The 21500-nt window shown below is 31.4% G+C and carries 23 protein-coding genes; 19 read left to right on the top strand and 4 right to left on the bottom strand.

All coding sequences use genetic code 11. The features are described 5' to 3' along the window. The first annotated feature begins 2 nt into the window (after window positions 1–2). The 19 genes from AS157_RS07820 to AS157_RS07730 are packed head-to-tail and all read left to right on the top strand — an operon-like array spanning window position 3 to window position 17247. A complete protein-coding gene (locus AS157_RS07820; RefSeq protein WP_077288890.1) occupies window positions 3–998 on the top strand; it encodes a 2-C-methyl-D-erythritol 2,4-cyclodiphosphate synthase in 996 nt (331 codons plus the stop codon). A gap of 10 nt (window positions 999–1008) precedes the next feature. Continuing rightward, window positions 1009–1608 carry a hypothetical protein gene (locus AS157_RS07815; RefSeq protein WP_077288889.1) on the top strand — a complete coding sequence of 200 codons (600 nt, stop codon included), beginning with the start codon at window positions 1009–1011 and terminating at the stop codon, window positions 1606–1608. Further along, window positions 1605–2381 (top strand): 16S rRNA (adenine(1518)-N(6)/adenine(1519)-N(6))-dimethyltransferase RsmA, encoded by a 777-nt coding sequence (gene rsmA, locus AS157_RS07810; protein ID WP_077288888.1) that lies wholly within the window; start codon window positions 1605–1607, stop codon window positions 2379–2381. Before AS157_RS07815 ends, rsmA begins: the two co-directional genes overlap by 4 nt. 30 nt (window positions 2382–2411) lie before the next feature. Beyond that, on the top strand, window positions 2412–3323 hold the full coding sequence (gene fmt / locus AS157_RS07805; RefSeq protein ID WP_077288887.1) for a methionyl-tRNA formyltransferase: 912 nt from the start codon (window positions 2412–2414) through the stop codon (window positions 3321–3323). Continuing rightward, entirely contained in the window at window positions 3313–4599 is a 1287-nt protein-coding gene (gene trmFO / locus AS157_RS07800) for a methylenetetrahydrofolate--tRNA-(uracil(54)-C(5))-methyltransferase (FADH(2)-oxidizing) TrmFO (RefSeq protein WP_077288886.1), read from the top strand. The genes fmt and trmFO overlap by 11 nt, the downstream gene beginning before the upstream one ends. 16 nt (window positions 4600–4615) lie before the next feature. Continuing rightward, entirely contained in the window at window positions 4616–5896 is a 1281-nt protein-coding gene (murD, locus tag AS157_RS07795) for a UDP-N-acetylmuramoyl-L-alanine--D-glutamate ligase (RefSeq protein ID WP_077288885.1), read from the top strand. Next, a complete protein-coding gene (gene lepA / locus AS157_RS07790) occupies window positions 5883–7694 on the top strand; it encodes a translation elongation factor 4 (RefSeq protein WP_077288884.1) in 1812 nt (603 codons plus the stop codon). Before murD ends, lepA begins: the two co-directional genes overlap by 14 nt. Then, window positions 7681–8535, top strand: a complete 855-nt coding sequence (locus AS157_RS07785) for a phospholipase D-like domain-containing protein (RefSeq protein ID WP_077288883.1) — start codon at window positions 7681–7683, stop codon at window positions 8533–8535. Before lepA ends, AS157_RS07785 begins: the two co-directional genes overlap by 14 nt. After that, on the top strand, window positions 8525–9532 hold the full coding sequence (locus AS157_RS07780) for an L-threonylcarbamoyladenylate synthase (RefSeq protein WP_077288882.1): 1008 nt from the start codon (window positions 8525–8527) through the stop codon (window positions 9530–9532). The genes AS157_RS07785 and AS157_RS07780 overlap by 11 nt, the downstream gene beginning before the upstream one ends. After that, a complete protein-coding gene (hslV, locus tag AS157_RS07775; protein ID WP_077288881.1) occupies window positions 9529–10059 on the top strand; it encodes an ATP-dependent protease subunit HslV in 531 nt (176 codons plus the stop codon). Before AS157_RS07780 ends, hslV begins: the two co-directional genes overlap by 4 nt. A gap of 1 nt (window position 10060) precedes the next feature. Continuing rightward, window positions 10061–10339 (top strand): DUF503 domain-containing protein, encoded by a 279-nt coding sequence (locus AS157_RS07770; protein WP_077288880.1) that lies wholly within the window; start codon window positions 10061–10063, stop codon window positions 10337–10339. Further along, the gene (gene yqeK / locus AS157_RS07765) at window positions 10336–10926 is read left to right on the top strand and encodes a bis(5'-nucleosyl)-tetraphosphatase (symmetrical) YqeK (protein ID WP_077288879.1); all 591 of its coding nucleotides are present in this window, start codon (window positions 10336–10338) and stop codon (window positions 10924–10926) included. Before AS157_RS07770 ends, yqeK begins: the two co-directional genes overlap by 4 nt. After that, window positions 10923–11606, top strand: coding sequence for a hypothetical protein (locus tag AS157_RS07760; RefSeq protein WP_077288878.1), 684 nt, complete (start codon window positions 10923–10925; stop codon window positions 11604–11606). Before yqeK ends, AS157_RS07760 begins: the two co-directional genes overlap by 4 nt. A 3-nt stretch (window positions 11607–11609) precedes the next feature. Beyond that, window positions 11610–12029 (top strand): hypothetical protein, encoded by a 420-nt coding sequence (locus tag AS157_RS07755; protein ID WP_077288877.1) that lies wholly within the window; start codon window positions 11610–11612, stop codon window positions 12027–12029. A 15-nt stretch (window positions 12030–12044) separates the two neighbouring features. Then, the gene (locus AS157_RS07750) at window positions 12045–12836 is read left to right on the top strand and encodes a tRNA (adenine-N1)-methyltransferase (protein ID WP_075665437.1); all 792 of its coding nucleotides are present in this window, start codon (window positions 12045–12047) and stop codon (window positions 12834–12836) included. Next, window positions 12829–14034 (top strand): S41 family peptidase, encoded by a 1206-nt coding sequence (locus tag AS157_RS07745; protein ID WP_077288876.1) that lies wholly within the window; start codon window positions 12829–12831, stop codon window positions 14032–14034. Before AS157_RS07750 ends, AS157_RS07745 begins: the two co-directional genes overlap by 8 nt. Next, window positions 14031–14549, top strand: a complete 519-nt coding sequence (locus AS157_RS07740; protein ID WP_077288875.1) for a hypothetical protein — start codon at window positions 14031–14033, stop codon at window positions 14547–14549. Before AS157_RS07745 ends, AS157_RS07740 begins: the two co-directional genes overlap by 4 nt. Beyond that, complete coding sequence (locus tag AS157_RS07735; protein WP_197023158.1) at window positions 14542–14931, top strand: hypothetical protein; 390 nt, start codon at window positions 14542–14544, stop codon at window positions 14929–14931. Before AS157_RS07740 ends, AS157_RS07735 begins: the two co-directional genes overlap by 8 nt. Further along, on the top strand, window positions 14932–17247 hold the full coding sequence (locus AS157_RS07730; protein WP_077288873.1) for an efflux RND transporter permease subunit: 2316 nt from the start codon (window positions 14932–14934) through the stop codon (window positions 17245–17247). Here the strand turns inward: AS157_RS07730 and AS157_RS07725 are convergent. The 4 genes from AS157_RS07725 to AS157_RS07710 are packed head-to-tail and all read right to left on the bottom strand — an operon-like array spanning window position 17244 to window position 21499. Next, window positions 17244–18242 carry a lysylphosphatidylglycerol synthase transmembrane domain-containing protein gene (locus AS157_RS07725; protein WP_077288872.1) on the bottom strand — a complete coding sequence of 333 codons (999 nt, stop codon included), beginning with the start codon at window positions 18240–18242 and terminating at the stop codon, window positions 17244–17246. The two genes, AS157_RS07730 and AS157_RS07725, sit on opposite strands and share 4 nt — an antisense overlap. Then, window positions 18226–18978, bottom strand: coding sequence for a glycosyltransferase family 2 protein (locus tag AS157_RS07720; RefSeq protein WP_231450279.1), 753 nt, complete (start codon window positions 18976–18978; stop codon window positions 18226–18228). Before AS157_RS07720 ends, AS157_RS07725 begins: the two co-directional genes overlap by 17 nt. Continuing rightward, window positions 18978–20114: a glycosyltransferase family 2 protein gene (locus AS157_RS07715; protein WP_231450278.1), complete on the bottom strand. Its 1137-nt coding sequence runs from the start codon at window positions 20112–20114 to the stop codon at window positions 18978–18980. The genes AS157_RS07720 and AS157_RS07715 overlap by 1 nt, the downstream gene beginning before the upstream one ends. After that, on the bottom strand, window positions 20114–21499 hold the full coding sequence (locus tag AS157_RS07710; RefSeq protein WP_077288870.1) for a hypothetical protein: 1386 nt from the start codon (window positions 21497–21499) through the stop codon (window positions 20114–20116). The genes AS157_RS07715 and AS157_RS07710 overlap by 1 nt, the downstream gene beginning before the upstream one ends. Between the last annotated feature and the right edge of the window lies 1 nt (window position 21500).

Genomic DNA, 21500 nt, shown 5'->3' with positions numbered 1-21500 from the left:
GGATGAATCTTGTTAAAATAAACAAAGAAAATTACGAGGAGTGTGCAAAATTCATATACAATGAAAAGAAAGATTATTTTGATTATTTATTTAAGATAAATGCCTTTGAGATAATTAAAAAGGCATTGCTTTTTTCTATACCTCCGTTTTTAATGAAAAATTCGTTAGTTTGCGAGGAAAATGGAGAAGTATTAGGTGTGTTATTGTATGCACCAAAAGATGCCTTTAGGCATAGATATGAAAGATGGTTTAAAATACTGGGGCTTAAAGTATTGGGAACAGGCATGAAACTTGCTTCTGTTATTGGACAGATACTTTTAAATTTTACCGTGGATGATGTATATATAATTTCTCTTTCTGGAAAGGATATTTCGATTGAATATGAACTTTTGTATAATTTTATAAATTCACATGATTACTCAAGAATTTTGGTGGATGTTACAGAGGACTTATTGGATAAGTATAAAACAATGAACTTTTTGGAGGAAAAGAAAATAAATAATCGGTTAATCCGTATGACTAAAAAGTCAAAAATGAAGCATTGTAGCGGATTGGGATGGGATACACATCCGATAGTGAAGGGAAGGCAGTTAATATTAGGTGGTATTAAGATAAATGCGGGATTTGGTTTAAATGGACATTCAGACGGAGATGTAATTGTACATAGTATAATTGATTCTTTACTTGGTGTATCGTTGAAGAAAGATATAGGAGTGTTATTTCCTGAGACAAAAGTTCCAGAAGGAATAAGTAGTGTGTATATGTTAGAGAATGTGTTAAATGCTATAAATCAAAAGGGTTATTTTCCCGAAAATATCGACTGTGTAGTTATAACGGATTTTAAACTAGGAAATTATAGAGATGAAATATCAAAGAACTTGGAAAAACTTGTAAGGTGTCCTGTAAGTCTAAAGTTTAAAACGGGTAATGGAGTTTATCCAGAAAGGAATCTAAACGCTATAACTGCTATTTGTGTTAGTAACATAGTTTCAATATAGAGGTGATAAAATGAGAAAGTTTCTACTTTTTGCTTTTTTAATGTTTTCGTTGTTTTCATTTTCAGAGATGTATAGTATAAAAATAGGTGAAACGCTTCTTGGGACTTCAGTGTTAAACGAAAAAGGAGATGTATACACCACTAAGACCATTATTGACTATGGCATGTTGTACACGATAGATTCTACAACTGTTTTTGTTGACAATTTATTTAAAGATTACATAGTTACTTTTACGGTTGATGGAAGTTATACGGGAAGGATAATTGGTAAGTACGATGGTAAAGTTGCAAAATTTATTTTTGAAACTTTGCAAAGTTCATACACGTATACTTTAAATAAAGAAAATTTATTTATAATGGATAATAATTTTGTATTATCACATTTAAAAAGGATATTGGATTTTCCAAGCCCTTACTTTAATGTAGTTATTCCACAGCTTTTGTTTAATCCTTCAAAGACTGAATATGCTGTTGAGAATGTATCATTGAAGAAAAAAGGTGAGATCTTTGAGTTGAATTTTAGAGATGAAAGTATCAAGATAACATATCATATGGGAAATATAACTAGGATAGAGTATCCAGGACATGTAGTGGTGGAGCTGATAGATTGAAAGTTTCAAATTATTTAAGGGAATACAACATTAAACTGTTAAAGAGCTTGGGACAGAATTTTTTGACAAATCAAAAAATAGCAAAAGAGATTGTTGAAAAAGCGGAAATTGATGAAAAAGATGTAGTTTTGGAAATTGGACCAGGAGCTGGGGCTTTAACAGAATATCTTGTTTTAACTGGTGCAAAGATTATTGCCGTTGAAATAGATAAAAGATTGATACCAATTCTAGAAAGGTTTAATAAGTTTGATAATATTCAAATAGTTTTTCAAGATTTTTTAAAGTTTGATCTTTCAATTCTTCCAAAAGATTTTAAGGTTGTTGCGAATATACCTTATTCTATAACAGGTATGATTTTGAAAAAAATTTTGTTTTCGCGCTTTTCAAGGGCGGTGTTAATGGTGCAAAAGGAGGTAGGAGAACGTTTACTTGCGCCACCAAGATCAGATAGAAGCTTTTTGTCTGTTGTTGTACAAAATTTTACCGTAGCAAAGAAATTATTGAATGTATCTAAAGGAAATTTTATACCACAACCTAAAGTTGATAGTGTAGTTTTGGATTTAAAAAGAAAAAAAGACTTTAAATACGATGTTGAGGAGTTTTGGAATTTCGTTTCAAAGTGTTTTGAAGCAAAAAGGAAGACTTTGCACAACAATTTAAGGAAATTTACTGATGTAGGGTGTTTTTCAGGATTTGATTTAAAAAGAAGGCCTCAAGAATTGGAAAACGAAGAATTTTTAGAGCTATTTGAAAGATTTAAAGGATGCAAATAGCATCCTTTTTTATTAAAAAGGAGGGAATATATGAAGATCCTATTTTTAGGGACACCTGATTTTGCAAGCACTCATTTGGAATATCTAATTGAAAATGATTTTAATGTAGTTGCCGTAATTTCTCAACCTGATAAACCAAAGGGAAGAGGGAAGAAGATTTCCTTTACACCGGTAAAAGAAATAGCATTAAAGTACAATATCCCGATTTTCCAACCAAAGAGTTTGAATAAAGAAGGATTAAAAATTATAGAGGAATTTAAACCTGATTTAGGCGTAGTTGTTGCGTATGGTAAATTATTAAAACCTCCATTTTTAAACGCATTGGAGTTTTTTAATGTACATGCGTCTTTGCTCCCAAAATATAGGGGTGCTGCTCCTATACAAAGGGCTTTGGAAAACGGGGAAAAAGTTACTGGTATTACTATTTTTAAAATAGGCGAAGGTATGGATGATGGGCCCATAGCCCTTAAAGGAAAAGTGGATATTGGTGATTTTGAAACTTTTGGAGAATTGTATTTAAAACTTTTGAATGTGGGTAAGAAATTACTTGTAGAATTTTTAAAGAATTATCCACTAAGTCTTGCTCCTCAAGAAGGAGAAGTTTCATTTGCACCGAAGATATCAAAAGAGGATTTGGTGTTAGATTTTTCAAAACATTTTTGTAAGGTAAAAGATAAAATTCGTGCGTATGATCCCTTGCCTGGTGTAAGAGTGGATTTTAACGGTAACTTTGTAAAGTTATTTGGTGTTGTTGATTGTATAAAAGAAAATACTAAAGAGTATGGTAAGGTGGTTGCAGTAGACAAAGAAGGTGCTTTGATATCTTGTGAAGGTGGATATGTGAAGGTAAAGTATATACAATTTCCCGGGAAAAAAAAGATGACATTTTACGATGCAAAAAACGGTGGATTAATTAAAGAAGGTGAATATTTTGGTGGTTAATATCGTAGGAGGAGGCCTTGCAGGAGTTGAAGTTGCGTGGAAGTTATTAAAAAAAGGTATAAAGGTTAGAATTTTTGAACAAAAACCGAAGAAATTTTCACCGGTTCATAGGAGTGAATATTTTGCAGAGTTAGTGTGTAGTAATTCCCTAAAATCAGAGAGTTTGAAGAATGCCGAAGGAATATTAAAGGCAGAAATGAGGTTATTGGATTCTTTGGTTTTAGAATGTGCATATAAAAATAGAGTGCCCGCAGGTAAAGCCTTGGCTGTAGATAGGAAGGCATTTTCAAAATGTATAACTGATGCAATAACTTCATTTGATAACGTAGAGATAATTAGAGAAGAAGTGGAAGAAATAAAAATAAATGATGAAATATGGGTAGTTGCAACAGGTCCTACTACAGATGGAAATTTTGCAAATTGGCTTTCAAATTTAACAGGAGGTTTTTTAAATTTTTTTGACGCAGTTGCACCTATTATCTCTGGAGAGAGTATAAACTTTGACAAGTGTTTTTTTGCAGATAGATATGGTCAAGGTACAAAGGATTATGTTAATTGTCCTATGACAAAAGAAGAATACGAAAGATTTTATACAGAACTTGTTAATGCTCAAATGATTGAAATGAAGGATTTTGATAGAAAGTTATTATTCGAAAGATGCCAACCAATTGAAGAAATAGCAAAAAGTGGAGAAAAATCACTGATTTTTGGCCCATTAAAACCCGTGGGATTAATTGATCCGCATACTGGTAAAATGCCATATGCGGTTATACAACTTAGAAGAGAGGACGAAAGTGGTAATATGTACAATTTAGTAGGATTTCAAACTAGACTAAAGTGGAAAGAACAAGAGAGGGTAATTAGATTGATTCCAGGTCTTGAAAATGCCGAAATATTGAGATATGGCGTAATGCATAGAAATACTTATATTGATTCGCCAAAGGTTTTAGATGAGTATTTAAGACATAAAAAGTATGAGAATCTATTTTTTGCAGGACAGATTGTGGGAGTTGAAGGATATGTTGAATCTGCAGCAACGGGTATATATGTGGGAATAAATATTTCAAGATTTTTGGAAGGGAAAGCGCCGGTTAAGTTATCCAAAAAGACGATGCTAGGTGCCCTTTTAAATTATGTGACAATGGCAAAGAATTTAAAACCCATGTATGCAAATTTTGGACTTGTTGATGTTAAAATGCGAAAGAAAGAAAAGAGGGAGAAATTACATGAGTTTTGCCTTGAACAAATGAGGAAGTTTGTAAATGTGTTAAAATAAAGTAGAGGTGATCTGTTTGAAATATTCGCTAATGGGATTTGGAATAAGTAACAGGGAAATTTTAAAGTATTTGCTTGAAAAAGGTGAAGAAGTTTTTGTAAGCGAAAGAAAAAGATTAAGCAAGTCTGATAGGAATTTTTTAATTGAAAATAAGGTGTCTTTTGAAGAAAATGCTCATACTGAAAATGTACTAAATTGCGATAAATTAATAGTGAGCCCTGGTGTTCACTTTGATAATGTCTTAATAAGAAAGGCAATGGATTTGGGAATAGAGGTGGATACGGAGATTTCCTTTTGTCAAAAGGAATTTGAAAAAATAGGATGGCATCCATTTATTATAGCGGTAACGGGATCTGTTGGGAAGAGTACTACGGTTTCCATGATATACCATGTATTAAATAAATACAAGAGGACTCTGCTTGCTGGTAATATCGGTATACCTGTAGCTAAACTTTTGAATGATAATTTAAGGGCAGATTATTTGGTTTTAGAAGTAAGTAGTTTTCAATTATTCTGGGCAAAGTACTTTAAGCCAGATGTTGCTTCTATATTGAATATATACCCAAATCATTTGAATTGGCATCCAAATATGGAACATTACATTTCTTCAAAATTTAAGATTGCAAAGTTTCAAAGTGAAAGGGATTATTTTGTGTACAACCCAAATGATAAGTACATTTTAGATAATTTGTACAGGGTTGATGCGAAAAAAATTCCATTTGAGTTTAGTTTTAAAATGGAAGATTTGCCGGTACATCTTAGATATGAGCAGACAGTTGAAAATGTAGCTGCTGCAAAAGCTATAGTTGAAACTATGGGATTTAAATTTCAGTTTGAATTTTTGGAAGATTTTGAAAAATTACCGCATAGAATGGAATATATTACAGAAATAGATGGTGTAAAGTTTTTTAATGATTCTAAAGCAACCAATGCAATTGCCGTTATTAGGGCTATTGAGAATTTTAATAACAACTTACACCTAATTATGGCAGGTATAGGCAAAAATGAAGATTACACTTTTCTTTCTAAAATAATAAAAGAAAAGGTAAAGACTGTTGCGCTTGTGGGTCCCATTGCCGATGATCTGATACCATATTTTAATGGAATAAACTATTTTAGGGTAAACACGATTAGTGAAGCGTTAAATAAATTAGTTGAACTTGCCAAGCCAGGTGAAGTAATTATGCTAAGTCCGGGTGGTGCAAGTTTTGATGCATTCAAAAATTTCGAGGAGCGAGGGGAATACTTTAAGCAACTTGTAATGCAGCTAAAGGAGGGAAAGAGTGAAAAACGTTAGAAACATAAGTATAATAGCACATATAGATCATGGAAAAACTACATTAAGTGATAGGATTTTAGAGCTCACCGGTGCTGTTGATGAGAGAAAGATGAGGGATCAATTTTTGGATAGTATGGATATAGAAAGGGAACGTGGGATAACAATAAAATCGCATCCTTTAAGGGTTTTCTACAAATCAAAGAAGGATGGAGAAGTTTACGAAATAAATATAGTGGATACTCCAGGACATGTGGATTTTACATATGAGGTGGATAGAAGCCTTGCAGCGGTTGAAGGGGCTATTTTGCTTGTTGATGCATCTCAAGGGGTGCAGGCCCAAACTGTGGCAAATGCTTACAAGGCGGTAGAGCACGATTTGGAAATAATCCCTGTTATTAACAAAATTGATTTGCCAAATGCGAATATTCCCGAAACAGAGCAAGAGATAGAAGATTTAATAGGGATTCCAAGTGATGAGATATTAAAGATAAGTGCAAAAGAAGGGATAGGTGTTGAAGAGGTTTTAGAAACAATAATAGAGAAAGTGCCTGCACCTTCTGGAAATCAAAAAGGAAAACTTTCCGCACTTATATTTGATGCAAAGTACGATAAATACAGAGGGGTAATTACGTATATTAGAGTTTTTGATGGTGAAGTAAAAAAAGGTGATAAGATAATGACTTATTCAAACAAGCAAGTATACGAAGTTGTGGAAGTTGGAGTTTTTACCCCTGAAATGACTCCAATAGATAAATTAGAAGCAGGGGATGTTGGATATGTCATTGCCGGTATAAAAGAGGTCTCACTTGCAAAAATAGGTGACACTATTACAAATGCAAATGACCCTGTAGATACACCTCTTTCAGGATATAAAGAAGTAAAACCCATGGTTTTTGCTGGAATGTATCCGGGTGTTCCAGAGTACTATGAAGAGCTGAGAAAAGCACTTGAAAAGTTAAAACTAAATGATTCAGCCTTAACTTTTTTCCCAGATCATTCTCCAGCGTTGGGATTTGGGTTTAGGTGTGGTTTTTTGGGACTTTTGCATATGGATGTGGTGAAGGAAAGGTTGGAGAGAGAGTTTGAAATGACGGTGATTTTGACAGCTCCAAATGTTGAGTATAAAGTGGTTTTGAAAAACGGCGAAGAATTGATAATTAACGATCCTGCGAAGTTTCCAAATGAATCGGAAATTCAAGAGATTTATGAACCATACGTAAAACTTTCTATAATCACACCTCCTGAATATTTGGGAAAATTAATGAATTTAGTCCAAAATGAAAAAAGAGGTACTATGATAAGTACGGAGAATGCTGGGTTTGAGAGGGTAGTTTTAAATTTTGAAGTACCGCTAGCGGAAATTATTTTTGACTTTTTTGATAAAATGAAGGCTTTAAGTAGAGGTTATGCATCAATGGATTATGAACTTATTGGGTATAGAAAGAGTGAACTTGTAAAGGTTACAGTTTTGGTGAATAAAGAGCCTGTTGATGCTTTATCAATAATTGCTCATAAAGATAAAGCATATGCCACTGCAAGAAAATTAGTGGATAAACTTGCAGAGCTTATTCCTCAACATCAATTTGAAATTCCAATACAAGCTAAAGCGGGTGGAAGGATAATTGCTAGATCAACTATAAAGGCATTGAGGAAAGATGTGCTTGCCAAGTGTTATGGTGGAGATGTAACAAGAAAAATGAAACTTTTGCAGAAACAAAAGGAAGGAAAGAAGAGATTAAGAGAGATTGGTAATGTTTCTATTCCGCAAGAGGCGTTCCTTGCACTTTTGAAGGTTGGGGAAGATGAAACTAGGTAGTTTGGTGCTTTTACTTTTCACCATTGTTGTCTTGTCAGTAGAAGTGTATTTTACTGAATTTTGTGATTTAACAGATGTAGTAGTTAATTTTGTAAACAATTCAAGGCACTTTTTGTACGTTTCATCGTTTAGTATGGATAAAAATGAAGTGATAGATGCAATAAACAAATTGTATAAAAAAGGTGTAGATGTAAGGGTGATTTTGGAAGTACCGAATGCAAAGTTAGAGTGTCCAGTGTTGAAAGATTATGAAAGTTCCTTGCACCATGCAAAGTTTATGGTAAATGAAAATGGAGTTTTGTTTGGTTCTGCAAATTTTACCGAAAGTGGCATGGTTGAAGGATTTAACGATATGTTGTTTTTTGATAATTATGTTATTGAGTTTAAAAAATTATTTTTGAAACTTTGGAATGAAGGGGTTATAATTAGTTTAGATGATTTTTTGGTGGTAGGATACGATGATGTGGAAGGAAATTTGTTAAAATTAATGCAGGATGCAAGAAAAAGGATATATTTGTGTGTATATGCGTTTACTAATCCAAAAATTTTGGCAATGATGAAGTATAAAGAATCAAAAGGGGTAGATGTAAAAATAATTACGGATAGTTGGTTTGAAAGGTATGCGCTTTTTGATTATCCGTACAGGTATATAAAGATTATCAAAGATAGAATGTTGCATCATAAATTTATGATAGTAGATAATTACGTTTTTTTGGGTTCTGCAAATTTTACTAGAAGTGGTTTAAATAGAAACTACGAAATATGTTATATTTCAAAAACTTTAACTAAGAAATATTTGAAAGTTTTTAACTTTTTGTGGAGGAGAAAAAGTGGAAACTAAAGTCTTAAAAATAGAGTCGTCGGTTGAAATAAATATTTCATATCCTTGCAAGTTGATTAAAACAGGAGGGTTAGTTGCCTTTCCAACTGAGACAGTCTATGGTTTGGGAGCAAGTGCTTTTAATGAAAAGGCAGTTGATAGAATTTTTGAAGTTAAGGGACGTGCGAAAGATAATCCTTTAATAGTTCATGTTGATTCTGTTGATATGTTGTATAAAATAGGAAAAGTAGACGAAAAATATAGAACTATAATCGAGGATATGACTCCTGGACCTATTACTTTTGTTGTAAAAAAAAGGATGCAGCTTCCAGATAATGTAACTGCTGGACTTGAAACAGTGGGAATTAGAATTCCCGCACATCCTGTTGCTGAGAAACTTTGTTTATGTGCCGGACCAATTGCCGCACCTAGTGCAAACCTTTCGGGGAAACCCAGTCCTACCGATGCGAATGCCGTTATTGAGGATTTATACGGGAGAGTAGAATGTATAATTGATGCAGGGGAAACACCATTTGGAATTGAATCAACGATAATAGATCTTACTGGGGATAGACCTGTGATTTTGAGACCGGGTCCTGTTACAATTGAAAGTTTGGAAGATATTTTTGGTGAAATTGTTGTACCTGATTTTGTTAGAGATGCAAGGGCTGTTACAAACCCGAAGGCCCCTGGTATGAAGTATAGACATTATGCTCCTGAAAAGCCCGTTTATATTTTTGATTTGAGTATTAGAGAAAAGATAAAAAAGTTTGTGGAGAAAGAAAATGGTGTCATTTTATGTCCAGAGGGCCATAAAGATTTTTATCCACGCGATAGGGTAATTGTATTGGGAACCCTTGAAAATCCATACACGATAGCTCAAAATTTGTTTAGGATTTTGAGGGAATTTGATAAAACTAAATTTAATGTTGCATATGTTGAAAAACTTGAAGAAAAAGGAATATTATTTTCGGTGATGAATAGATTAAAAAAAGCCGGTATGGAGGTGCAGTTATGAAGTGGAGATCTACAACGGTGGTATGTGTAAGAAAAGGTGATTCTGTAGTGATGGTATCAGATGGACAGGTTACGTATGGAAATACTATAATGAAGGGGAATGCAAAGAAAGTAAGAAAAATGGGTGATGGAAATGTTTTGTCGGGATTTGCAGGATCAGTAGCAGATGCAATGGCGCTTTTTGATAGATTTGAGACAAAGTATAGAGAATGGGGAGGAAATTTATTGAAGGCAGCAGTGGAGCTTGCAAAGGACTGGAGAACTGATAGGGTGCTACGAAGATTAGAAGCTCTACTTTTAGTTGCTGATAAAAAATATACCTTTATAATTTCTGGTACAGGGGAGGTAATTCAACCAGAAGATGATATTGCTTCTATAGGTTCTGGTTCACCTTATGCCATGGCTGCGGGAAGGGCTCTTTTAAGACATACGGATTTGTCAGCTAAGGAAATTGCGCTTGAGTCTATAAAAATTGCAAGTGAAATTTGTATCTATACAAATAATAATTTTACAGTCGAGGAGTTGTAAAATGCCGGTAAGTTTTTTGGAAATTGATATAAAACTTTTTGGTATAAATTCTCTAAAGGAAAAGCGCTCTATTGTTAAAAGACTTCTTAGTGAAATAAGATCAAAGTATAATATTTCCGCAATTGAATTGAATAATCAAAATTCAAAAGAAATTTTAACCTTGGGAATAGCATTTGTTAGTTTAGATAAGTCGTCTACCTTTAGAACTCAAGAGTCTCTGATAGAATATTTGGAGAGAAAATTCACGGTTGAAAATGTTTACAGGGAGGTGTATGATTGATAACGAATTACGATTTGGATGAGGTAAAGAAAATAGTGCAAATTTTGGTAAATAAAGAAAGGGTACCACATGTATTGGGAACGGCAAAATTTGCCATTACCCTTGCGAAAATACATGGATTAGATGCAAAAATTGCAGAATTCTTAGGTTATATTCACGATGTGTTCAGAGATTTACCAGAGGAAAAATTGTTGAAAATGTCGAAGGCGTATGGAATAGATATAACTTTAGAAGACAGGATGCATCCTGTTTTGTTACACGGGAAGATTACCGCAGAATACATTAAATTTAGATTTAAAATTGTTGATAAAGATATTTTAAACGCCGTTAGATATCATACTTCCGGGTTTAAAAGTTTTGGAGTGTATGGGAAACTGCTTTTTCTTGCAGATTCATTGGAAGAGACAAGAAATTATCCAAAGGTTTCTTATTTAAGAGAAGTTGCCTATAAAGATTTGAACATGGCTTTTTTTGAAGTTATGAAAAATAAGATAATGTATGCACTTTCTAGAAATTTGTTCATTTTAAAGGAGAGTGTTGAATGTTGGAATTATTTGATAAGTAAAAGAAAAGGAGGATTAAAATGAGAAGGAGAAGGAGAAATTCAGTGGGAATTTGGATTACGCTTTTGATAGTCTTTGTATTGTTGGCTATTTTTGGATTTTTCTTTTGGAAGGTATTTACCGTGAAAAATAGTCCAGAGTTTAGTGGTGAACCAAAAACTCAATATTTGTTTATTGATAAAGAAAATAGTGAAGGTTATTATATAGTGGTGGATAAAACCATGAGGATGGTGAATATAATTAAGATAAAAAATCACATGTACCACCCTGAATTTAACAAAGAGATAAATTTTTCAAGTCCAGTGTTATCTTTGGAAATCTTGAAAGATATGTTTAATACAAATGCAGTGTATAGTTATTATGCAATATTGGAATCGGGGAGAGTTTTGGAACTTTCTAAGAAATATGGATTTAATTCCACAAATTTCGGAGAGTTTTTGCAAAGCATGACTTCTAGAGGATTAAAATTGTTTGATTATTTTACATTAGATAGTGTGATGAAAATATTTAGACCTGAAACAACTTTGACGAAGCCCGCTGTGGCTAAGTTGTTTGATGCTTTGGGAAAATTTAGTGTGAGAATAAGGGAGCTTCCAACTATTACGAAGTCATCAATAAAGATAAAGGTTGGGGATAAGACATTGGAGAGATTGTACATCGATTTAGAAAAATTAAATCAGTTGAAAAACGAAATAGGGGGATGAATTATGAAAAAAACAGTTATTTTATTAATGATTGTTTCTGTGTCTTTGTTTGCAATTGAATTTTATGGAAGTTGGAATTTTACATTCGATGGAACTGATAATAGCTTTTATTCAATAGGTATTGGTTTTCCTATTTCGATGAACAACAATACGGAATTTGGTTTTTCTATGCAGTATCTGATGAATAGTTTTTCATTTGAAAATTATGGAAAGTACATTAGAAAAACTTCCTTTGGAGAATTTGCTATATACGGAAAAGGTGGAGCGATACTTGGTTTTTCCCTTGATTCACTTGGATATATGGTTTTGGCAGGAGTAAGGTATTATTTTAAAAACTTTTTTGTCTCATTTTCTTATTCTGTTTTGTACGTAAAAGCGGAAAAAATTCAAACAATACCTATTGAAATAGGATATAGATTTTAAAGAGGAGGAAAAGTCTTGGTTAAAGAAGGAGATAAAGTTTTATTATACGGGGAAGATGGTAGTAAAATTATTATAACGGTAGAAAAGGGAAAGAAAAAAGGTACACATTTAGGACATGTTAATATGGATGATTTGATTGGAAAAGAATATGGAGATCTCATTTCTTTTGGAAAAAAGGAAAGAACCTTTTATATATTACCACCTACATATATAGATTTGATATTTAATATGAAGAGGAGAACGCAAATAGTTTATCCTAAAGATGCATCCTACATATTATTCAAATTGGATATAAAACCTGGTAGTAGAGTTATAGATACCGGTGTTGGAAGTGGCGCCATGTGTGGCGCTTTTGCAAGGATTGTGGGAAACAAAGGAAAGGTTTACGGTTATGAAAGAAGAGAGGATTTTTATAACCTTGCAAAGAAAAATTTGGAAGGCTGGAACTTGGACAAATTTGTTGAGTTAAAGTTACGAGATATTGCTCAAGGATTTGACGAAATGAATATAGATGCTTTGTTGTTAGATGTTCCCGATCCATATAACTATATCCAGCAATGTTGGCAAGCACTAAAGGGTGGAGGAAAGATAGGTATAATTTGCCCTACAACCAATCAAGTTCAACAAGTTCTTGAAAGGTTGTATGAATATCCTTTTATAGATGTTGAAGTGTGGGAAAATTTAATGAGAAGGTTTAAACCCAATCCGGAGAGGTTAAGACCTTTTGATAGGATGGTAGCACATACTACTTACCTTGTCTTTGCAACTAAAGTTTTGAGAAAAATGGGAGGTGTTTTTGGTGAATAAGAAAAATTATATTACAATTACCCTTGTTCTTATTGGTTTGTTTATAGGTTCTATTTTTTTAAGTGGAGCAACTGAAAAGACGTTTCAAGAACGTTTAACACCTCTTGCCGAAACTTTATATTATATTTTAAATTATTATTACGATATGGACAACGTAGATGTGAACAAAGTAATTGATTTAGGTATTGATGGATTGATAAAGGGATTGGGGGATGATTTTAGTTATTATTATAACAGTGAAGTTTACAAAGAAAGAGAAATTGAGAATAAAGGTGAGTATGGAGGCTTGGGGATAGAAGTTACTTATGATCCAAAATCCATGGCGATAAAAATAATTAGTCCGATGTATGGTACTCCTGCGTGGAGAGTTGGTTTAAAGTCAGGTGATTTAATTATTAGTATAGATGGAACGCCTGTAAAGGACGTTTCATACATGGATGCAGTTAATATGATGAGAGGAGAGCCAGGTACCAAGGTAAAGCTCACAGTGTTGAGAGGAGAAGAAGTTTTAGAATTTGATATTGTTAGGGAGATAATAAAAATTACTCCTGTAAAGTATGGATTTGTCGAAACAGAGATGGGAAGAATAGGTTATGTAAGACTTACACAATTTAATCAACCTTCTTCTAAAAAGTTAGAAGAGGCTTTGAAAAAGATATACAACAAGGGAGTTACAGCTTTAATACTAGATTTAAGGGATAATCCTGGAGGTTACTTGGATAGTGCGATAGATGTTGCAAGTATGTTCTTAGATAAAGAAAAGTTAATTGTGACAGTTGAACCAAGGGTTGGAAAAATTGAAAGATATTTGAGTGAAGGTAATAATTTTCCAAGAGTACCTATGGTTGTATTAGTTAATGGAGGTTCAGCATCGGCATCCGAAATTGTAACAGGTGCACTTAAAGAAAATAATAGAGCGGTGGTAATTGGGAAAAAGACATTTGGTAAAGGATCAGTTCAACAGGGCTTCCCATTAAGCAATGGCGGCGTTGCGTTTATTACGATAGCACACTACAAAACACCAAGTGGAAAAGATATTCATAGAGTGGGAATTGAACCGAATATATATATAACTGATGAAGCAACAAGGTTAGAACACAAAGAAGAAGTTGTGGATTATACAAAAGAGTTTACCAAGGTGGATATAGATGATCCTTATATTAAGAGGGCAATACAGTATTTTCTTGAACAAAAATGAGAATTGCATTTGTTTCGCTTTTAATTTTGCTTGTTAATGTTGTTGTTTTACTTTCTTTTTTGGTTGTAAAGAACTTAAATTCGGAGATTGTGGAAATACAATCTCCACCTTTTGTCTTATTTGTTAATCCTTACTTTGATTATGTAAGAAAATTTAAAAACATGTTAATAATGCAAAAGATACTTTCCGAAAACTTGATATACGGTGATTCTCCTTTTTTAGTTGAAAGTAAAAAAGTTTTGGATAACGTAGAATATTATTTTAAAATCTTTAAAGTAGATTATAGAAAAAAATATGTGTTAAGGAAATATTGGTGGGGAAGTATATTTTTTGAGGCTTTAATTTATGATAAATTTGTGTTTTACTATGTTCCTCATATAAGAAAAGGTGAAAGTGATTTATCATTTGGAAAAGCAGTTATTAAAGTGTTAAAGGGTGAAAGCGTGAATTTTGATGTAAAAAATAAAATTGAAGAAGAACTTTTAGAAAAATATGGGGTTGTTAAATGTGATTAGAAATATATTGGTTTTTTTCGAATTTTTGGTTGTGTATGTGCTTTCTTCATTTGTATTGCATGTTGAAAAATTTACTTTATCTTCATTTGTTTTGGGATTTTTTGGAATATATTTTCTTGTCTTTAGTATAATTGCTTCTTTAGATGGAAAGAGCTTTCTTTTTAATGAATTGTCCCGTTTTTGGGTCTATGCATTTGTTCCTGTTTTTGTTTACCTAATATTTTTAATAAATGTGTTTTTCCATATTTCCATAGATTCTAGATTTTCTTTTCTTTTTTGTTTTTTGATTTCAAATTTTAGAAAATTAGATTTTGAAAATAGAAAAAAAGTTGCAATTTTAAGGCTTTTTGCGTTCTATTTGTTTATTATGGGGGTGAGTTGATTGATAGAACGCCTTGGAAAGTTTTTAATAAATCATTCAAGGTTGATAATAATTGTTTTTTCAGTTTTTGGATTATTTCTTGGGGTGTATAGTTTTATAAATTTAAAGGTTAATGCGGAACTTACAGAACTTGCACCAAAAAATATAAAGGAGTTTCAGGATTTAGTTAAGTTTACAAAAGAAAAGGTGATTTCCAACACTTTGTTGATAGTCATTGAATTAAATAAAGGTGTAAATGCCGGTAAACTTGCATTTGAAATGAAAGATAAATTTGAAAAGACGAGTTACATTTTAAAAGCAGAGGCATTTGACAATCCGGAAAATCTTATAAAATATGGAATTTTTACCGTGGATGAGAACAGCATTGACAGTATAATTAGTTATTACAATGCAGTTGTAAATGTAGAACCACGTTCTGTGATTGATTTTAGATTTTGGAGAAATTTAGGAAGTGCAATTTCTGCGGTATCTAATTTTGCAGATGATTTTTTTTCAAGAAGTGGAATAAAAAAATATTATCTTATTTCTGATGATAAAACTCTAATGTTGATGAATTTTTCAATGGTTAAACCTGTAACGGATGTTAAATTTTTAAGTGAGGCAATCCCAAAGTTAAAGAAAATTGCCGGTGATATATCTGAAAAGTTTGGTGTGAATATACTCTTTAGTGGTTCAGCAATGAGTAATTATACGGGTAATTTACAAGTGTCAAAGGATTTTCAAATTACTACTTTGGTATCTTTAGTAGGGATTTCCATTTTGCTTTTAATTTCGTATGGGAGCACAAGTACTATGTTTTTTTTGTTATACGTTATGATTCTTGCTATGGGAACGAGTTTGGGGATAATTGTGTTTCTGTTTAAAGAGATAAATATAGTTACATCATTTGTTAATGCAATGTTATTGGGACTTGGTATAGATTATGGAATACATATAACCGCTAAAATTCATGAGAATTTAAGATTGTATGGAAAATCATCGCAAAGTATAATTGAAGCTATTAAAGAAAATTTTATACCTTCGTTTATTTCTGCAATTACAACTTCTATTTCTTTATTTGCGCTTGCATTAAGTCCATCTCGTCCACTAAAAGAAATGGGTATTTCTTCCGGAATAGGTGTATTGATATTTTATACGTTTATGAATTTTTTAATTCCTGCACTGTATTCGAGATTCTTTGACAGAATTAGAGTCCCAAAAAAAGAGTATTTTTCTAAGTTTTTGGAATTAACAAGGAGGTTTAAACCTATAACTTTTTTTATTTGGGGTGTGGTTATTGTTACGAGTTTTGGAGCATATTTTGCCTTTAAAAACTTTTCGTATACTCCTCCTGGACTTGTCCCCAAAGACTCAGAATTTAATATAGCTTTAAAACTTGCAGAGGAAAAGTTTGGAGAATTTGGAATAGGTCAGATAGTACTGGGTGCAAGAGATTTTGAATCGTTGAAGAACATAAAGAAAAAGATAGAAAATTCCAGATATTTTTCTAACACATTTTCCATTTTATCATTTATGAATGATCCTGAAAGATTAAAAGAAATAAGTCCGGCATTTTATTGGAAGATAAATCAGATAGTTAGTGAACCTATACTTGATATAGTCTTTAAGAAGTATGGTCTGTACAATAGCTTAATTGAAACTTTAGGACTTTTGCAAACTGCAAAAACGTTTGAAGATGTTGTTTCTAGTATAGAAAAGGATATACCGGCGTTGTTTTTTTACGATACAAATGGTAACAGATACTTTTTATTGTATGCAAAGGAAAAACTCAATTTGTGGGAAAATAACAATTTAAAGAAAATATTTGATAACGAGTTAAAAAAAGAAAAGGTTTTTGGATATCCTGCATTATTTTACAAAGTTATGGTATATTTAGTTGATTCTACAAAAAATGCGGTGTACTTTGTCTTTTTGGCTATTATATTTACATTGTTTGTTGATCAAAAAAGTTTTAAAAAATCGTTGAAAATAACTTTTTATGTTATATTATCCATTTTGTCCACAGTTGGAATAGGATATTTGATTTTTAAAATAGAATTGACGTTTTTAAATTTACTTATTATTCCCATTTTTTTGGGAATTGGTGTGGATAGTATGGTTCACTTATCTCACAGTGTTTTTTATGGAAAGGAAAGCATAATGAAAACGGAAAAAGCCGTTACCGTATCTGTTTTAACTACTGTTATAGCATTTGGTAGTTTTCTGCTTGCACAAGGTGAATTATTAAAGGAATTTGGTGAACTTGTTGTAATAGGATTGGTGGTTTCATGGTTTGTAAGTGTATTTATTTTCTTAAATGGAGTGGATAAAGGTTAGTTTGTTTTCTTTTTCATCAAAGATATTAAAATAACGGTTCCTATTATTATTAGAAGGTAATATGAGAGGAATCTATAAAATAATACGCCTTTAATAATAGCTTCTTTATCTGTAGTAAATTCGGATAAAACATTGGTATACACTATTTCAAAACTTCCACTAGCACCAGGTGTTGGAACCAAAAATGCCACAGCGTTTACTATGTTTGTTATGGAAAAGAACTTAAAAAAGCTTAAATTCATATTTGTAAATATTGATATGGAGTAGTAAAAAACGTAACTTTGAAAAATTAATAGTAAAAACATCATTATGAAATCCACTAATATTAACTTTTTATGTTTGTTAAATATTTTTTTTATTACCATATCAAGCTTGTGGAACCAATTTTCCAGTTTTTCAAAGTTGATTATTTTTGAAAGGAATTTCCGCTTTTCAAAAGTATGTAAAAGTTTTATAAATGTTTTTGGAAAAACTATTCCAAAAAGTATTGCAATTGAGGATGCAAGTGTCAGTATTAATCCTAAGAATATAATTTTATTTGAAACACCGTAAATTTTATTAGATAAAAAAACAATATAGTTTAAATCGATAAAGAACATTAATGAGATCATTTCAAATAGTCTTAGAAATACAACCTGTGTAGCATATGCTGAATCAACCCCATGCTTGTTTAAGTAGTATATTTGAAAAGGCTGACCACCCATTGAAAAAGGTGTAACTGATGAGAAATATCCCGTAACAAAACATGAGTTTATCGAAGATATTAGGTTTATTTTTTGATTTAAGGTTTTAAAAACAATGTAATGCTTAATGCCGTCTATTATAAAGCTCAGTAATACGAGAATAATTGCACATAAAAATTCTTTGTAATTAATCGAAAAAAATATCGTTTTTATTATGTTTTTATTTAATGAAAAACTGTAAAAGAGCAAGATAACTCCGGATATAATAATGGATAAAATAATTCCGATAATAATTTTATTTTTCTTTTTCATTCTTCCTCCTGTAATATTCTTTTGTGTAATAAGTGCTGTAGGTTATCTTGTTAAGATTGAAAGCCACATCTGCCCATAAAGCAAAAGCTTTTTTTAAGCTTTTTAATAATCCTTCTTTTTTAAATCTTCTATTCGATGTTAGAACTAGAAGAAAAGGAGAAAATGAAACCTTACCAAAGCGAGACAATTTTTTTGCAAGTCGAAAATCTTTTGATGCTAAATTATTTGTGGTATCGTATCCACCTGATTTTAGATAACACTCTTTTTTTATTGCAAAGTTAGCTGCACCTACTATATATGTCTTTGTAAATATTTTTGAAAGGAAATCTGATGTTATGTAAAAGAGCCACACGAAAAAGTTTGAGAATTTGTTGTTTTCGATAAATAGAAAAGGTCCATAGATTGCACAAAGATTTTTTTTCTTTTTGAATTTTTTTACAATTTTTTCAAAATGATCTTTTGGATATATAGAGTCTGCATCGCATGTTATTAATATATCTCCAATTGCATATTTAAACCCTTTTACTATTGCATTTATTGGGCCCTTTTTTTCCTCAAAAAGTACATTTTGTGTGTATTTTTTTGCAATCATTACGGATTTATCTGTACTTCCGTTATCTACAACTATAATTTCAAAATTCTTATACGTTTGATTTTTGATGCTTTTTAACGTATTTTCAAGGCTTGTTTCTTCATTTAAAACGGGAATTACAACAGAAATTTTCATAGGTTTCATTAAAGTTTTTCCCTCTTTACTTTATACCACGGAATTTTTTTATTAAACGGACCTATAATATAACTGTAAATTAGCACTAAGAGTTCGAAGATCATTAAAATGGGTACGTAAAGAAAAGAATAAACAAGTGAGAAAAAACCAAATTGTCTACTATCAAGAGAACTAACCCACATCAAAATAAATACTGAAATTATTAATCCTAGAACAAATTTTAACATTCCAATGTGAAAAAACATATCTAATACTAGGGATATAAATGGTAAGAAAATTATAAATCCTACCAACATGTAATAGAATAAAAATGAAAAATTTCCCTCTTTTATACGTTGAAACATTTCTCTAAATCCACCTATATACCATCTTTTATGTTGTTTCCATAAATCTTTGAAATTTGTTGCAAATTGGATATTTATAAATGGATAGGTAGAATAATATTCTTTTACTTTTAGTTTTGACAATTTTGTGGCCATGCTAAAGTCATCAACTAATGTTTTCGGATCAATAGGAAGTACTTTTTCAAGAAGACTTCTTTTAAAGAAGACACCATTTCCCATAAATATCATTCTAACTATTATGTTTGAATAGAAAATAGTTTTTACAAAATTGAAATAAATTTCTTGAATAATGAATACGGGTTTAAATTTGAAATTGTATGCTTCAAAATTTGTAAAGATCATTTCCACTTTTGGATTTGAAAAGCAAAAGATATGAGACGAGATGTAATTTTTTGGAATTCTTGCATCAGCATCTATAAATAATATAATATCACCTTTTGCGATTTTCATTGCTTCGTTTATAGATTGTGGTTTTCCTTTTTCTCCCTTCTTTTTTATAACTTTTAAATTTTTGTATTTTGTTTCGAGTTTTTTGGCAAGTTTGTATGTCTTGTCCTTAGAATTATCATCTATCACTATTATTTCAATATTCTTGTAGCTACTGTCTGCTACAGTTTTTATTGTGTTCTCAATTACCTCCTCTTCGTTATAGCATGGGATTATAACGGAAACTAGCGGATTGTAATCTGGATTCCTATTTTCGTGAAGGTAATTTGTTCTCTTTTCATTCTTGTATTTTCCATAGAGTACTATTATCAAAGAGATTAGTATATTTAATACATAAAATGCCACTGTAAACATTATATTTTCACCTCTGTACTAAAAATAAATAGTATATTGTCATTTACTTTAAAGATGTTAAATTTAAAAAAGTTGTATACAACTAAAAAGTCAATAATATTATACCTTAAATCAGTTGATTTTTCTATTTTTATACCTTGTGGTGACACATTTTCATTCCATGCATCCCAAAACCACTTCCACCTTATTTTTCCATCATCATTTACCGTACCTTTGACAAGAAAATTATAAGTAAATGAAATTTTTAAATTTTCTATTTTGTAATTCCCACCCATTGAGACCATTGTTGCGTCTGGACCATATCTAAATCCAAGTGGAAAATCTGCAAGTGCCCTCCCAGGGCTGTTATTGTTATCGAGATAAAAATGTCTTACGTTTATCCTTAAATATGGAAGGTAATTTGTAATATACATCCACTCGCTTGTAAAATCGTATTCAAACCAAATATTAAAATTATCAAGATTAAATTCAATACCTAAATTATATCCGTATGCATTGGGTTTGTAATCTTCTGTTTCTGTTGGGGTTATATAGTCGTCAAGTGCAAATTCTCCAAATATTTTAAAGTTTTTAAAATTATACGAAAAATCTACAGATGATAAGACGTTTGAATAGCCTTCACCATATGTGTTGTGAAAAAACATTAGTGGATTTAAATCAATTAAATCTGGTGCTTTTCCACCTACTATGTTTAACTCACCTATTGCTATTCTAAAATCATCCAAGAAGAACTCAAATCTGTGTGCAACAATGGTTTTAAATGGTTCAAAAAAATATAAATTTGGTGTGTGTTTTTCGTAGTAATTTTCTTGAATGTGCTTTTCTTCTTTTGTTAGAAGTGGAAAAGAAGAAATAAAATGGTAAGTATAAGTGAAATTTTCAAATTTTTTTGAAATTGTAAGATTATCTTGGAAAGTAGTATCTGATATTGTAATGGGATATTTTGAATCCCCCCATTTAATGGGATATCTTCCGATACCTATAAATAGATCTTTTTTTAGATATCCAAGTAAAAAGTTTTCAGGTCCGTTCATATCAAGAGATGTAAATGAAAAATTCAAGAAAGGATCTTTAATTTTTACAGTTGTTTCTTTGGAAAATGGTACATTGGTATAGAGCACAAAATTATTATTTTGAAATAAAATCTCAAAATTTAGATAGGGAGGGATTTTTTCAAAGATATAGAATCCGCTTTCTGCAGGATTTAAAGCCCTTCCAGGTCCATCGCCTTTTAGAATATAACTTTGCTGCCAGTTTCCAAATGCATAACTTAGGTTTATTTGTAACCCATTTTCTAAATTTTCGATATAGTTTGTGGTAAAAAATGAAAATTTTGAAAATGCAACTATAGAAATCAATTGAAAAATTAATATTATCTTTTTCATA

Origin of the sequence: Thermosipho sp. 1244, from assembly GCF_018588215.1 — a bacterium.
Classification (GTDB): domain Bacteria; phylum Thermotogota; class Thermotogae; order Thermotogales; family Fervidobacteriaceae; genus Thermosipho; species Thermosipho affectus.
This window is presented reverse-complemented; position numbering and strand designations above follow the sequence as displayed.